Consider the following 13,569-nt stretch of genomic DNA (forward strand, 5'->3'; position numbering starts at 1 on the left):
GCCACCATTTTCACCGCATGCAGGAGTCATCCATGAGCAACGAACTCGTCCCCCTCTCCACCGCGGTCGGCCTGGCCTTGCAGGCGAAGGGCCTGCTGCTGGCCACGGCCGAATCGTGCACGGGCGGGGGCGTGGCGCAGGCCGTCACCGATATTTCAGGCTCGAGCGCCTGGTTCGAGCGGGGCTTCGTCACCTATTCCAACGGGGCCAAGACCGGCATGCTGGGCGTGCCCGCCGAGCTGATCGCCGCACACGGCGCCGTCAGCGAGGAAGTGGCCGCCGCCATGGCGCGGGGCACCCTGACCCACAGCGAGGCCCAGGTGGCCGTCTCGACCACGGGCATCGCCGGCCCCACGGGCGGCGTGCCGGGCAAGCCCGTCGGCACCGTCTGCTTCGGCTGGGCCATGGACGGGCGCGTGCAAACACAGCGGCTGGTATTCGCGGGCGACCGCCAGGCCGTGCGCGAGCAGGCCGTGGCGCACGCCTTGCGCGAACTGCTGCGCTTTATCCAGTAGCGGCGGCGATGCAGGCGCGGTCGCGGCCCGCCTGCTTGGCCGCGTACAGGGCGCTGTCGGCGCGCATCAGCAATTCGTGACGGCCGGCGCCGTGGCGCGGATATTCGGCGATGCCGGCCGAAAAGGTGCAGCCGGACAGGCTGTGCGGCGCCTGCCGGATCAGCAGCTGGCGGTAGCGCGCGGCGATATCGTCGATCTTGTGCGCCGCGATGAGGCTGTCTGCTTCGCGCAACAGCAGGCAGAATTCCTCGCCGCCATAACGGCACACCATGTCGCTGCCACGCAGCTGGCTTTCCACCAGGCGCGCGAACTGGATCAGCACTTCATCGCCAAAGTTATGCCCGTAGGTATCGTTGACGCGCTTGAAAAAATCCAGGTCGATGATGGCGATGGCCACGGGCGCATCCGCATCGGCCTCATGCAGGATGGCGTTGAGGCAGGTTTCAAAATGGCGGCGGTTGTACAGGCCCGTCAGGTGGTCGCGCATGGCCTGTTCCTTCAGGCTGTCCTGCAGGGAATTGACATGCAGGATCTGGTGCGCCAGTTCCCGGTTCAGGTGCTCGAGCTTGACGTTTTCCGATTCGCGCGCCGCCTGCAGCTCCAGCGCCTTGTCGCGCTCGGCTTTCAGGCTGTGCATTTCCTTTTCCAGGTTGCGCATCAGGCTGCGCGAGGCGCGCGCCGACTTGCTGCTGGCCTCGTAGGCGGCCTGGTATTGCTGCAGGAAACCATACGCGGCCTGCCATTCGCCCAGCTGGGCATTGATATCGGACAAGCCGCGCAGGATCTGCTGCTGGTGAAACGGATTGCGCGTCCAGCTCAGCAGGCTGTGCGCCTGCGTCAGGGACGCCAGCGCCTGCGCCGTCTGGCCCGCGTGCAGGTCCAGCTTGCCGCGCACCAGCCACGCATGCATCTGCTCTTCCAGGTCCTGGCCCCGGCGCGCATATTCTTCGGCCCGCAACAGCAATTGCAGGGCGCTGTCGGGCTGGCGCAGCAGGATGGCGGCGTGGGCGGCGATACAGAACAAAAAGGCGCGCACGGCTAGGTCTTCTTCCGGCCACTCGTAAAACGGTTCCACCAGCGCCAGCGCCTCGGCCGGCTTGCCCGTGGCCAGCATGCACATGGCCAGGTTGGCCGAAACGATGGTTTGCTGGTATTTGAGCTTTTGCGTGCCGATGATCTCGAGCGCCTCGACCAGCAGGGGGATGGCGTCTTCATCGTTGCCCAGGTCATGCTGCGACGACGCCAGGTTCGACAGGCTGTTGACCCGGTGCGCGGGGCTGCCGAAACGCTCGGCGATGTCGAGCGCCAGCAGGAAATTGCGCGGGCCGTCCTGCGTATCGCCACGGTTAAGGGCATCGACGCCCAGGCGCGCGTACAGCATGAACTTGTGCAGCGAATCGGGTATCTGCGCGGCCTGGCTGCGCGCCTGCAGGAAATGCTGCTCGGCATCGGCAAAATCGCCGCGCCGGCTCGCATACGCGCCCTGCAGGGCGGCCACTTCCATGCCCCCTTCCAGGTCGCCGCTTTGCTGGAAATACGCGCCCAGACGCTCGCACGACGGTTCGGCCTCGCCCGCGTAATACGCCAGCCAGCAATGATTGAGTTCCGCATACGCGCCGCCGCGCGCATACTGTTGTCGTTGCGCCGCCGCCAGCGCCATCTGCGCCAGCCGGCGCGCCTGGCGGCGGTTGCCGACCAGGCAAGCCAGGGCTTGCTGATTCAGACGGTCAATGTCGGCTTTATCGAGACTGGAGATCGGCACTGCGTCCTCGTTCACACTCTGGGGTGCATTTTTCACACAAAACTTGCTCTGTATCAATGGTATCCTGATTAACATCATAACCAGATTCGCTGTTCCGCATGGCATATTTGCAAAGGATTGTGGTAAAAATGCCAGTCGTGGCCTGGCCGGGCGCTTGCGCCGCTGTCACGGATCTTTGATTGTCACTGACGCAACAACTTGGAGTAGTCGCAATGCAAAACACGGTACATTTCATCCTGCAGGGCAAGGGCGGCATCGGCAAGACCCTCGTCTCTACCCTGCTGGCCCAGTGGATAGGCGGCAAGGACGACACGCCTTTGCGCTGTTATGACACCGATCAGGAAAACGCCACGTTCTCGCGCTACAAGGCGATGAACGTCAAGCATGTGCCCGTGATGACGGATGCGCGCAACATCGACCCGAAACGCTTCGACGCGCTGATGATCGACATTCTCGAAACGGATGGCAACTGCGTGATCGACAATGGCGCGAACACGTTTTCGCCGCTGATGGGCTATCTGCTGGAAAACGACTGTTTTTCGCTGCTGGAAGAATCGGGTCGCAAGGTCTATATCCACACCATCGTCGGCGGCGGCGACACCCTGCACGACACGGCCACGGGTTTTGTGGCGACAGCCCAATCGACGAAGGTGCCGCTGGTGCTGTGGCAAAACGAACATTTCGGCCTGCTGCAATCGGCGTCCGGCAAGCAGTTTATCGAATCGCAGTCGTACGCCGACAACCGCGTGCGCGTGAAAGGCAGCATCACCTTGAGCCAGCGCAATCCCGACACCTTCGGAGCGGACGTCAAGAAGATGAACACGGCGCGCCTGACGATGCAGGAAGTGCTGCAGAACGACAAGTTCAACATCATGGAAAAGCAGCGCATCAAGGTCGTCTACCGCGACATCTTCGAACAGCTCGACAAGGTGCAGTGGTAGATGGACCAGCACAAACTGCGCAGCCACGTATTCGACAAGACGGGCATCAAGATCGACGTCGATGACCCGATATTCGCCCTCGTGGCGCTGAACGAAGCCGTGCTGGCGGAAACCGTCGAGCGCCAGCTGGCCTTGCTGGACGCCGCCACGCAAGCGCTGGCGGCGCAGGCGCGCGCGGCGGGCGGCTTGCCTGCGCTGCCGCCCGCCGCCCTGGCCAGCCCTGCCGATAATGCGACGGCGCCAACCGTCGGCTTCACGCCGCGCGAATGGCGCCTGCTGGGCGCGGCGGCCATCGTCTCCATTGCCAGCGCATTGCTGGTGCTGGGCGGCGCGGCCCTGCTGTATAGACTGTAGTACCGACCGTAGCACTGACCGTAGCACCGTAGCACCGTCGCGCTGCGCCAGCCACGAGCGAGCCGCAGCGTCTTCTCCACCTACCCTGGAAGCATGCATGAAACCGATCAAACTGCTGGCCCTCCCCGCCCTGCTGCTGTCGCTGTACGGCGCCCCGCTGACCCTCGCCCACGCCGCCGATGCGGCCGTCACGACGGGTGCGACGTCCGTGCCGCATATTGCCTATGAAAAATACACCTTGCCCAACGGCCTCGACGTCATTCTCGTGGAAGACCATAAATTGCCCGTCACGGCCGTCAATATCTGGTACCACGTGGGTCCCGCGAATGAAGCGCCGGGGCTGACGGGCTTTGCCCACCTGTTCGAGCACATGATGTTTGCCGCCACCAAGCACGTGCCGCGCGGCATGGCCGACCAGTTGCTCGAAGGCGCGGGCGCCACCGACTCGAACGGCAGCACGGATTTCGACCGCACCAATTATTTCGACACGGTACCGTCGAACCAGCTGGAACTGGCCCTGTGGACGCACTCCGACCGCATGGGCTACCTGCTTGACGTGCTCGACCAGACGGCGCTGACGAACCAGCAGGACGTGGTGCGCAACGAGCGCCGCCAGAGCGTGGAAAATGCGCCCTACGGCATCGTGCAGGAAGCCCTGTACCACCAGCTGTTTCCCAAGACCCACCCGTATTACGCCAGCGTCATCGGTTCGCACGCGGATATCCAGAACGCGAAACTGGCCGACATCAAGGATTTCTTCACCAAATACTATGGCCCCAACAACGCCAGCCTGGTGATCGCCGGCGATATCGACAAGGCGAAGACCAAGGAACTGGTCAACAAATACTTCGGCAGCTTCAAGAGCGGCCCGGCCGTGCCGAAACCGAACGTCGTGACGCCGCCCATCACGCAGGAACGCCGCATCGTGGTGCAGGACCGGGTGGAATTGCCGCGCGTCTTCATGGCCTGGCTGACGCCGTCCGCCTACACCAGGGATGACGCGGAACTATCGATGGCGGCGCACATCCTGGCCGGCGGCAAGTCCAGCCGTTTGTATAAATCGCTGGTGTACGACAAGCAGATCGCCCAGGATGTGGGCGCCAGCCAGGGCTCGAACGCCCTCACCTCCATCTTCACCATCGATGCGACGGCGCGTCCGGGCCACAAGCCCGAGGAAATCGAACAAGCCTTGCAGGCGGAGCTGGAGCAATTGCGCGCCAAGGGCCCCACCGAGAAGGAACTGGAGCGGGCGCGCAACAGCATCGAGACCACCATGCTGAGCCAGGTGGAAAAAATGGGCGGCCACGGCGTGGCCAACTTGCTCAACGAATACAACCAGTACCTGGGCGACCCCGGCTACCTGGCCAAGGATATCGAGCGCTACCGCCAGGTGACGGCGGCCGGCGTGCAGCGCGCCGTCGACCAGTACCTGAAAAACCAGTCGCGCGTCGTCGTCTACGGCGTTCCCGGCAAGCCGGATCTCGGCGCGGAAGTGCCGACGCCGGCGCCGGGCAAGGTCAAGCCTGCGCCAGGCACGGCCATCAATGCGGACGAGCCATGGCGCAATGCCGTGCCGAAGGCCGGTCCCGCACCGAAGATTGTTTTACCACAAGGAAAATCGTTCACCCTGGCGAACGGTTTGACCGTGATCCACCACTACAACGGGGCCGTGCCGCTCGTTTCCAGCCAGCTGGTCATCAAAAGCGGCTCGGGCGCCAATCCGCTGGCGCAGCCTGGTTTGTCGAGCTTTACGGCGCAGTTGCTGCAGGAAGGCACGGCCACGCGCAGCGCACCGCAGATCGCCGACGATGTGGCGCAGCTGGGCGCCCTGCTGAGCACCGGTTCCAACACGGATGCCTCGTTCGCCCAGCTGACGTCGCTCAAAGCCACGTTCCCGCAAGCGCTCGACGTGCTGGCCGACGTGGTGCTGCACCCGCAATTCCCGCAAGCGGAAGTCGAGCGCCAGCGCGCCAGCCGCATCGGACAGCTGGCGCAGCAGCGCGAAAACGCGGGCGCCGTGGCCGCCCGCGTGGAAGCGACGGCCCTGTATGGCCCGCAACATCCCTACGGCTACATCCAGCTGGGCACGGAAGCGGCGCTGAAGGCGGCCAGCCGCGCCGACCTGCAAGGTTTCTGGCAGCAGCATTACCTGCCGAACAATGCGGCCCTGATCGTCTCGGGCGATATCGGCGAAGCGGAATTGAAGGCACTGGCCGAAGCGAAGTTCGGCAGCTGGAAGGCCGGCACGGTGGCGCAGTCCGTGGCCGCAGCACCGCAGACGACGCAGGCAAAATTGATTATGGTCGACAAGCCGGGCGCGCCGCAAACGGCCGTGCGCCTGTCCGCCATCGCCGTGCCGCGCGCCACGCCCGATTACGCGCCGCTGCAAGTGATGAACGCGGCGCTGGGCGGCTTGTTTACCAGCCGCCTGAACACCAACTTGCGCGAAGAAAAGGGGTATACCTATGGCGTGCGCTCGCAATTCCAGTACCGCAATCAGCCTGGACCATTCTCGATTGCCGCCAGCGTGCGCACCGATGTGACGGGCCCGGCCGTATCGGAAACCGTCAAGGAGATCCGCGCCATGATCGCCAAGCCCTTGAGCAGCAAGGAACTGGCGAATGCGCGCAACTCGCAAGTGCTGTCCTTGCCGGGCCAGTTCGACACGAATGCCAGCATCAGCGCCAGCATGGCGAACGCGTATATCTACGGCCTGGGCCTCGACTATTACACGACCCTGCCGCAGCGCTTTGCCAGCGTGACGGACAAGCAAGTGCAGCAGGTGGCGAAAAAATACCTGCAGCCGGAAAAGCTGATCGTCATCGGCGTGGGCGACAAGGCGAAGATCGCTCCGCAATTGTCCAAGCTGAAGCTGGCGCCGGTGGAACTGCGCGACGCGGAGGGTAACGTCAAATAAGGCTAGCGGCGCTTGAACAGCGCCAGCTTGTCGATGATCGCCGCCACGGCCACGCCGGCCGTGTAGGCGATCAAATCACCCCAGCCGAAGGCGGAACCCAGTACCAGGTGCCCCAGCGGATGCGCGCGCAGCGCGACGAGCCACGGCGCCTGGACCAGCTGGCCGAATTCCACGGCAAAGCAGATCAGCAAGGACCACGATGCCAGTTGCCAGGTACGCATGCGCGTGGCGATGATGCCCAGCGCAAAGACAATCATCATGGCCCACAGGGCGTCGCCCGGATACTTGCCGAGCGCGGCGGGAACGAATTGGGGATAGGCGCGCGAGGCCAGGCCCAGCGCGATAACAGCCACGGTTGCGCCCACCTGCAGCAGGCGGCGGCGTTCAGGTTTTACCAGGAACATATTTCCATTCAAAGGCACAATACGGGCCGAACCATTGCGGCCCGTCCGATATTGTACTGCGCGGCCGTGTCCGCCTGTAGCCTAATGCGCCTGGACACGCTCAGCCCAGGTCGACATTCTGCGCCAGGAAATCAAGCAAGACGCGCACGCGCAGCGGCACATGCCCGCCTTGCCCCACGAACACGGCATGCACTTCCTCGCTGTCGCCCGGGTTGCAATCTTCCAGCACGGCCTGCAAGCGGCCGGCCGCGATATCGGCCCGCACCTGGAAGGCCCCCAGGCGCGCCAGTCCCAAGCCCGCCAGCGCCAGTTGCCGCAAGGCTTCGCCATCGCTCGCTTGCGCATTGCCCGTGACCGGCACGACGATGTCGCCTTCAGGCAAGCGCAGCGGCCAACCCGAGCGGGCGCGCGCGTAGTTGGCATCGAGCAGATTGTGCGATGCCAGCTCGGCAGGCGTCAACGGCGTGCCGCGCCGCGCCAGGTAGGCTGGCGACGCCACGATCACCATGCGCGTCTGGCCCAGCTTGCGCGCCAGCAAGCTGGAACTTTTCAGGGGACCGGCCCGCACGGCCACATCCGTGCGCTGCTCGAGGATATCGACCACTGCATCCGTGAGCTCGATGTCGAGCGTCACCTCCGGAAAGCGTTCCAGAAACAGCGGCGCCAGCGGCAGCAAAAAATGCTGGCCGAACGGCACGTTCGCATTGACCCTGATCTTTCCGCGCGGCACATCCTGCACACCGGCGCAGCGCTCGGCCTCGTCCAGGGCCGCCAGCACGTGCCTGCCCCGTTCATACAGGCCGCAGCCCTCGGCCGTCAGTTGCAGCTGGCGCGTGGAGCGGTTCAACAGGCGCGCGCCCAGGCGCTCCTCCAGCCGCGAGACGAGCTTGCTGACGGCCGAGGGCGTCATGCCGCAGGCGCGCGCGGCGGCGGAAAAGCCGCCCAGTTCCACCACGCGCACAAACACTTCCAGCTCGCCGGAACGGTTCACTTCCAGTCTGGCCATTGTGAATTCAACTCATAAATGTTCTTCGATGAGATAGTCTAGTGCATAAATGGCTTTGCTTTCATCATGCGCACATTCCCCTTGATGAAGCGAGCCGCCATGCAACGATTTTCCCTCCTCCCCGCCACTCTGCTGAGCCTGGCACTCGGCACGAGCCCTGTCCAGGCCGCCAACGCCGATACCACCTGGCTGGCCAGCTGGACGGCCAGTCCGCAAGCCGTGTGGAGCAGCGACTTCCTGTTCCCCAGCAATGTGCCCGCCGTGCTGCACGGGCACACCGTGCGCCAGGTGGCGCGCCTCAGCGTGGGCGGCCCGCGCGTGCGCATCGTGCTGTCGAATGCGTATGGCAAGGTGCCGCTGCGCATCGGCACGGCCACCGTGGCCCTGGCCGCATCCGGCTCAGCCATCAAGCCCGGCAGCCTGCGCACGCTCACGTTTGCCGGCCAGCCCTCGGCCAGCGTGGCGCCGGGCGCGCCGATCATCAGCGACCCCGTCGACCTGTCCGTGCCGGACCTGGCCCGGCTGACGGTAAGCATCCATTTGCCGCAAGCCAGTCCCGTCTCCACGTTTCACTGGGATGGCCGCGAGACGGCGTGGATCGCCCCGCATGACCAGACGCGGGCCGCACGCATCGATGATGCACAAGCCGGCGTGCAGACCACCACGGCCCGCCTCTTGCTCAGCGCCATCGAGGTGCAAGCGGCGCCGGGGACGCAAGCCGTGGCCATCCTTGGCGATTCGATTACCGATGGCGCCAGCGCCAGCCTGGGGATGGATGCGCGCTGGCCCGATTTCCTGGCCGAACGCCTGGCGCCGCAGGGCGTGGCCGTGATCAATGCGGGCATTTCCGGTGCGCGGCTGTTGTCCGATGGAATGGGAGTCAATGCCCTGGCGCGCTTCGAGCGCGACGTGCTGGCGCAACCGGGCGTGCGCTCGGTGGTCGTCTTGTTGGGGATCAATGACATCAGCTGGCCCGGCACGGCATTTGCGCCACGGGAAAAACGGCCGACATTGGAGGAACTAAGCAGCGGCTACGTCCAGCTGGTCGCCCAGGCCCGCAGCCGCGGCGTGCGCGTGGTCGGCGCCACCCTGACGCCGTTCGCAGGCGCCCTGCCCGGCACGCCCCTGAGCGACTATTACCAGCCAGAAAAAGATGCGCTGCGCCAGCAACTGAATGCGTGGATACGCAACAGCGGCACGTTCGACGCCATACTCGACTTCGATGCCTGGGCGCGCGATCCCGCGCATCCGCTGCGCCTGCTGCCCGCCTACGACTCGGGCGACCACCTGCACCCGGGCGATGCAGGCAACCGGGCGCTGGCGGAAAGGATAGCCCTGCCGCTGCTATTGAATCAGTCGCCGAGGCCTGCGTACAGAGCAGTGCTCAAGTAGCGCTCGCCGAACGACGGGATGATGGTGACGATGGTCTTGCCCGCGTTTTCCGGGCGGCGCGCCACTTGCAGGGCGGCCCACAGGGCGGCGCCCGACGAGATGCCGACCAACAAGCCTTCGTCGCTGGCGGCCAGGCGCGCCGTGGCAAACGCGTCGTCATTCTTGACGCAAATGATTTCGTCGTAGATGGCCGTATTCAAAATCTGCGGCACGAAGCCGGCGCCGATGCCCTGGATCGGATGCGGGCCCTTGGTCCCCTTCGACAGCATCGGCGATGCTTCCGGTTCCACGGCGATCATTTGCAGGCCAGGCTTGCGTTCCTTCAACACTTCGCCAATGCCGGTAATCGTACCGCCCGTGCCCACGCCAGCGATGACGATGTCCACTTGTCCATCCGTGTCGCGCCAGATTTCCTCGGCCGTCGTGGCGCGGTGGATGGCGGGGTTGGCGGGATTGTTGAATTGCTGCAGCATCAGGTAGCGCGGGTCGGCTGCCACCAGTTCCTCGGCCTTGCGGATGGCGCCCAGCATGCCTTCACTGCCGGGCGTGAGCACCAGCTCGGCGCCGTAGGCGCGCAGCAAGATGCGCCGCTCGCGGCTCATGGTGTCGGGCATGACGAGGGTGCAGCGGTAGCCGCGCGCGGCGCAGACCATGGCCAGCGCGATGCCCGTGTTGCCGCTGGTGGGCTCGACGATGACGGTATCGGGATGAATCTTGCCTGCGGCTTCCGCGGCGACGATCATGGACAGGCCGATGCGGTCCTTGACGCTGTGCGCGGGATTATAGAATTCGAGTTTGGCCAGGATGGTGGCCACACTGCCGGCGGCGATGCGGTTGATGCGCACCAGGGGGGTGTTGCCGATCAGTTCAGTGACGTCGTTGGCGATGTTCATGGGAGTCTCCACAGCAATTACAGAAGAATCCAGTCTACCGCTTTTTCACGGCAGCGCACGTGGTGCGCTGCCGAAACTGAACAATTACTTCACGTCCAGCAATTCCACGTCGAAGATCAGTGCCGAGTTCGGCGGGATGTCGCCGTTGCCCGCGCCGCGCGGACCATAGGCCAGTTCGCCTGGAATGATCAGGGTGCGCTTGCCGCCCACTTTCATGCCGGCCACGCCTTGGTCCCAGCCCTTGATGACCATGCCCTTGCCGAGCGGGAAGTCAAACGGGCCACGGCCCACGGAGCTGTCGAACTTCTTGCCGCGCGAATCTTTCGCCAGGGGACGGTACAGCCAGCCCGTGTAATGCACGGTGACATTACTGCCAGCGGACGCTTCCTTGCCCGTGCCGACCTTGTTGTCGATCAGAATCAATTTATCGGCGACAGGGCCGGGGCTCAGCGAGACGGCGGAGGCGGGAACAGGCGCTGGCGCCTGTGCCTGCGCCAGCGACGCGGCGACGGAGCAGATCAGGGCAAACAAAACGGAGCTACGCGTCATGATGTATTCTTTCAGTGAGTTTCGGTGAGATCCCTGCACCTACGAACCTGGCAGGGAACGCCAATAATAGCAAACCGCCGCAACGATAGGAAAAACTTGTCGCCCGATACCCATTGCCCCCGCCTGTTTTACGCGCTATGGCCCGATGCGGCCACGCGCGCGGCGCTGGCCGCCTGGCAGGCACTGCTGGACGGCAAGCCCGTGCGCCCGGACAAGCTGCACCTGACCCTGGCTTTCCTGGGCCAGCGCCCGGCCAGCGAGCTGCCGGTCCTGCTGGACATCCTGGCGCACTTGCCGGCGCGTCCCATGCCCTTGCTGTTCGATCACGCCAGCCACTTCCCCAAGCTGGCGCTGGCCTGGGCCGCCCTGGCGCAGCCCTCGCCCGCCCTGCTGGACTTGCGCGCGGCCTGCATGCACGGCCTGATGGAGCAGGGGCTGGCGCCGCGTTTCGAGCACGACCGCTTTACGCCGCACGTGACCCTGGCGCGCCAGGCGCCGCCACCGGCCAGCCAGGACTTCGCGCCCATCGCCTGGCAGGCGGACGAGCTGGTGCTGGTGGAATCGTTCAAAAGCAGCGGCGACTACCGCATCCTGGCCGGCAGGAAATTAACCTAGGCGGCGTCCGGCACTGGCATTGGCACTGGCACTTCAGCAACTTTGTCCTGGCGCAAGCTTTTCAGCGCATGGGCGGCCGCCACCATGCCGAAGCTGGCCGTCACCACCACGCTGGAACCGAAGCCGGCACAGTTCAGGCCCGTGACGCCGGCTGGCGCGCCATCGATGGCGCACGCTTCCGCGCTCTCGGGCGTGCTCAACGGTTCCATGGAAAACACGGCGTCGACATTGAATTTGTTTTTCACGCCACGGGGGAAACCATATTCGGTACGCAACAATTTTCGCACGCGCTTGAGCAGCGGTTCCTGTTCCGTTTTCGCCAGGTCGCGCACAGCAATCAAGGTCGGGTCCGTCTGCCCGCCCGCGCTGCCGATGGTCAGCATGGGAATGTTGTGCGCACGGCAATACGCGATCACGGCCGCTTTCGCCTTGGCATTGTCGATAGCGTCGACGAGATAGTCAAAATCGCACCCGCCCAGCAACTGGTCCAGATTATCAGGGGTAATAAAATCCTCGACCTGCGTGACCTGGCAAAACGGGTTGATCAGTTCGATGCGTTCGGCCAGGGCCGTGATCTTGGCCTTGCCGATGGTGTCGCTCATGGCCTGGATCTGGCGGTTGATATTCGATTCGGCAACATTGTCCAGGTCGATCAGGGTCAGGCGGCCGACGGCGCTGCGCGCCAGCGCTTCGACGATCCAGGAACCGACGCCGCCCACGCCGATCACACACACATGCGCGGCGCGGAAGCGTGCCAACGCGGGGGCGCCGTACAGGCGGGCAATGCCGCCGAAGCGCCGCTCAAAATCGATCTCGGTCAAGTCCATGGAAATTAGTTCATTGGTGGAGGTATGCATGGCGCCATTTTAACGGACACTGCGCTGGCGGATATTCTAAAATAGCCGAATTGACACAGCGACAAGCTGCATTGTCGCCGCGCCCCCACACCGCCCACCACGAGAACACGCCATGACCTCTCCCCTGTTCGACTCCGTTCCCGGCTTTGACCAGCCCATCGCCGTGCTCAAGCATTGCCACGACAAGATCCGCAAGCAGTTAACGACCTTGCAAAACCTGCTGGGCCACCTGGGACAGAATGGCAACACGCCGGAAGCGCAGCAGGCGGCCAAGGCCGTGTTGCAATACTTTAATAAAGCCGCCCATCTGCACCATGACGATGAAGAGCAGGACTTGATGCCCATGCTGCAGGCGACGGCCACGGGCGAGGACGCCGCCTTGCTGGCCACCCTGGTGCCGGAAATCCTGGCCGACCACCAGCGCATGGACCAGGCCTGGCTGACCCTGCGCCCGGAACTGGACGCCATCGCGGCCGGCACGGACTCGCAGTTGTCGCATGATGGCGTGCGCGACTATGCCGCCGCCTACCAGGCCCACATGGCCAAGGAAGAGGGACAACTGGCACCCATGGCCAAGCGCCTGTTCAGCGCGCAACAGATGGAACAGCTGGGCACGGCCATGCAGCGCCGCCGCGGCATCGCGCCCGATGCGCCAGAAGCCGCCGCAGTGCCGGACGCGGCCGCCGTGCTGGCGGCCATGCGCACCGATTACGTCCAGTCCAGCCTGAGCGAGACGGATGTACTGGCCGATCCCATCGCCCAGTTCCAGAAATGGTTTGCCGAGGCTGTCAACGCGCAGGTGATGGAGCCGAACGCCATGGACTTGTCCACCGTCACGCCTGATGGCAAGCCCAGCTCGCGCATCGTACTGATCAAGCAGTTCGATGAACGGGGCTTTACCTGGTACACGAATTACCACAGCGACAAGGGCCAGCAGCTCGAGCACAATCCAAACGCCGCCCTGCTGTTCTTCTGGCGCGAGCTGGAGCGGCAAGTGCGCATCGAGGGCACGGTGGTGAAGACCACGGCGGCCGAGAGCGACGAGTATTTCAATGTACGTCCCGTGCAAAGCCGGCTGTCGGCGATTGCCTCACAGCAAAGTACACCGATCGCCAGCCGCGCCGAGCTGGAAAGCCATTACGCGGCCGTGGCCGCCGCCATCGGCGACGCGCAGCCGCCGCGTCCGGCCCATTGGGGCGGCTACCGCTTGCAGCCGGAACGCATCGAGTTCTGGCAGGGACGCCGTTCGCGCTTCCACGACCGCATCGTGTTTACGCGCGGTGCTGACGGGCAATGGAGCATGCAGCGCTTGCAACCCTGAGCAGGATAAGCAAGGCGGCGCAAAGCAAGCTGGTCAATATAGG

Annotated in this window: 13 protein-coding genes; 7 read left to right on the forward strand and 6 right to left on the reverse strand. The window is 64.5% G+C overall.

The annotated features are described in order from the left end of the window. The first annotated feature begins 32 nt into the window (after positions 1-32). On the forward strand, positions 33-515 hold the full coding sequence (locus O3297_RS18540; protein WP_099389129.1) for a CinA family protein: 483 nt from the start codon (positions 33-35) through the stop codon (positions 513-515). On the opposite strand, the gene O3297_RS18545 is transcribed toward O3297_RS18540, so the two are convergent. Then, a complete protein-coding gene (locus tag O3297_RS18545) occupies positions 505-2,277 on the reverse strand; it encodes a diguanylate cyclase (protein WP_305049385.1) in 1,773 nt (590 codons plus the stop codon). The genes O3297_RS18540 and O3297_RS18545 overlap by 11 nt on opposite strands. Before the next feature lie 212 nt (positions 2,278-2,489). On the opposite strand from O3297_RS18545, the gene O3297_RS18550 reads away from it, so the two are divergent. The 3 genes from O3297_RS18550 to O3297_RS18560 all read left to right on the forward strand — a co-directional run bounded on the left by O3297_RS18550 (position 2,490) and on the right by O3297_RS18560 (position 6,489). Next, complete coding sequence (locus O3297_RS18550; RefSeq protein WP_034780566.1) at positions 2,490-3,218, forward strand: hypothetical protein; 729 nt, start codon at positions 2,490-2,492, stop codon at positions 3,216-3,218. Next, positions 3,219-3,572 (forward strand): hypothetical protein, encoded by a 354-nt coding sequence (locus O3297_RS18555; RefSeq protein ID WP_180277046.1) that lies wholly within the window; start codon positions 3,219-3,221, stop codon positions 3,570-3,572. It abuts the gene before it with no gap. Between the two features lie 97 nt (positions 3,573-3,669). Next, positions 3,670-6,489: a pitrilysin family protein gene (locus O3297_RS18560; RefSeq protein WP_305049386.1), complete on the forward strand. Its 2,820-nt coding sequence runs from the start codon at positions 3,670-3,672 to the stop codon at positions 6,487-6,489. A 2-nt stretch (positions 6,490-6,491) separates the two neighbouring features. Here O3297_RS18560 and O3297_RS18565 read toward each other — a convergent pair whose 3' ends face one another. Next, entirely contained in the window at positions 6,492-6,893 is a 402-nt protein-coding gene (locus O3297_RS18565; protein WP_052140015.1) for a DUF2809 domain-containing protein, read from the reverse strand. Positions 6,894-6,993: 100 nt separating this feature from the next. Continuing rightward, entirely contained in the window at positions 6,994-7,899 is a 906-nt protein-coding gene (locus tag O3297_RS18570) for a LysR family transcriptional regulator (RefSeq protein WP_305049387.1), read from the reverse strand. 99 nt (positions 7,900-7,998) lie between these two features. Between O3297_RS18570 and O3297_RS18575 the strand changes: the two genes are divergently transcribed. Beyond that, complete coding sequence (locus O3297_RS18575; RefSeq protein ID WP_305049388.1) at positions 7,999-9,291, forward strand: SGNH/GDSL hydrolase family protein; 1,293 nt, start codon at positions 7,999-8,001, stop codon at positions 9,289-9,291. Here O3297_RS18575 and cysK read toward each other — a convergent pair. Together cysK and O3297_RS18585 are read right to left on the reverse strand one after the other, a co-directional pair. Then, entirely contained in the window at positions 9,252-10,184 is a 933-nt protein-coding gene (gene cysK / locus O3297_RS18580; protein WP_034780574.1) for a cysteine synthase A, read from the reverse strand. The genes O3297_RS18575 and cysK overlap by 40 nt on opposite strands. Positions 10,185-10,268: 84 nt before the next feature. Next, positions 10,269-10,733 (reverse strand): FKBP-type peptidyl-prolyl cis-trans isomerase, encoded by a 465-nt coding sequence (locus O3297_RS18585; protein WP_034780576.1) that lies wholly within the window; start codon positions 10,731-10,733, stop codon positions 10,269-10,271. A gap of 96 nt (positions 10,734-10,829) precedes the next feature. Here O3297_RS18585 and thpR point away from each other — a divergent pair, with 96 nt between their 5' ends. Next, positions 10,830-11,348, forward strand: a complete 519-nt coding sequence (gene thpR / locus O3297_RS18590) for an RNA 2',3'-cyclic phosphodiesterase (RefSeq protein ID WP_305049389.1) — start codon at positions 10,830-10,832, stop codon at positions 11,346-11,348. Here the strand turns inward: thpR and tcdA are convergent. Beyond that, the gene (tcdA, locus tag O3297_RS18595; protein WP_305049390.1) at positions 11,345-12,205 is read right to left on the reverse strand and encodes a tRNA cyclic N6-threonylcarbamoyladenosine(37) synthase TcdA; all 861 of its coding nucleotides are present in this window, start codon (positions 12,203-12,205) and stop codon (positions 11,345-11,347) included. The genes thpR and tcdA overlap by 4 nt on opposite strands. 112 nt (positions 12,206-12,317) lie before the next feature. On the opposite strand from tcdA, the gene pdxH reads away from it, so the two are divergent. Beyond that, positions 12,318-13,526, forward strand: coding sequence for a pyridoxamine 5'-phosphate oxidase (pdxH, locus tag O3297_RS18600; protein ID WP_099389137.1), 1,209 nt, complete (start codon positions 12,318-12,320; stop codon positions 13,524-13,526). The last annotated feature ends 43 nt before the right edge of the window (positions 13,527-13,569 follow it).

The organism is Janthinobacterium sp. SUN128 (assembly GCF_030587275.1).
GTDB classification, from domain to species: Bacteria; Pseudomonadota; Gammaproteobacteria; order Burkholderiales; family Burkholderiaceae_D; genus Janthinobacterium; species Janthinobacterium lividum.

Excerpts from the sequence above, each read along its gene's own strand:
- O3297_RS18540 (WP_099389129.1), top strand. The coding sequence starts at position 33 with ATGAGCAACGAACTCGTCCCCCTCTCCACCGCGGTCGGCCTGGCCTTG.
- O3297_RS18550 (WP_034780566.1), top strand. The coding sequence starts at position 2,490 with ATGCAAAACACGGTACATTTCATCCTGCAGGGCAAGGGCGGCATCGGC.
- O3297_RS18555 (WP_180277046.1), top strand. The coding sequence starts at position 3,219 with ATGGACCAGCACAAACTGCGCAGCCACGTATTCGACAAGACGGGCATC.
- O3297_RS18560 (WP_305049386.1), top strand. The coding sequence starts at position 3,670 with ATGAAACCGATCAAACTGCTGGCCCTCCCCGCCCTGCTGCTGTCGCTG.
- O3297_RS18565 (WP_052140015.1), bottom strand. The coding sequence starts at position 6,893 with ATGTTCCTGGTAAAACCTGAACGCCGCCGCCTGCTGCAGGTGGGCGCA.
- O3297_RS18570 (WP_305049387.1), bottom strand. The coding sequence starts at position 7,899 with ATGGCCAGACTGGAAGTGAACCGTTCCGGCGAGCTGGAAGTGTTTGTG.
- O3297_RS18575 (WP_305049388.1), top strand. The coding sequence starts at position 7,999 with ATGCAACGATTTTCCCTCCTCCCCGCCACTCTGCTGAGCCTGGCACTC.
- cysK (WP_034780574.1), bottom strand. The coding sequence starts at position 10,184 with ATGAACATCGCCAACGACGTCACTGAACTGATCGGCAACACCCCCCTG.
- O3297_RS18585 (WP_034780576.1), bottom strand. The coding sequence starts at position 10,733 with ATGACGCGTAGCTCCGTTTTGTTTGCCCTGATCTGCTCCGTCGCCGCG.
- tcdA (WP_305049390.1), bottom strand. The coding sequence starts at position 12,205 with ATGCATACCTCCACCAATGAACTAATTTCCATGGACTTGACCGAGATC.
- pdxH (WP_099389137.1), top strand. The coding sequence starts at position 12,318 with ATGACCTCTCCCCTGTTCGACTCCGTTCCCGGCTTTGACCAGCCCATC.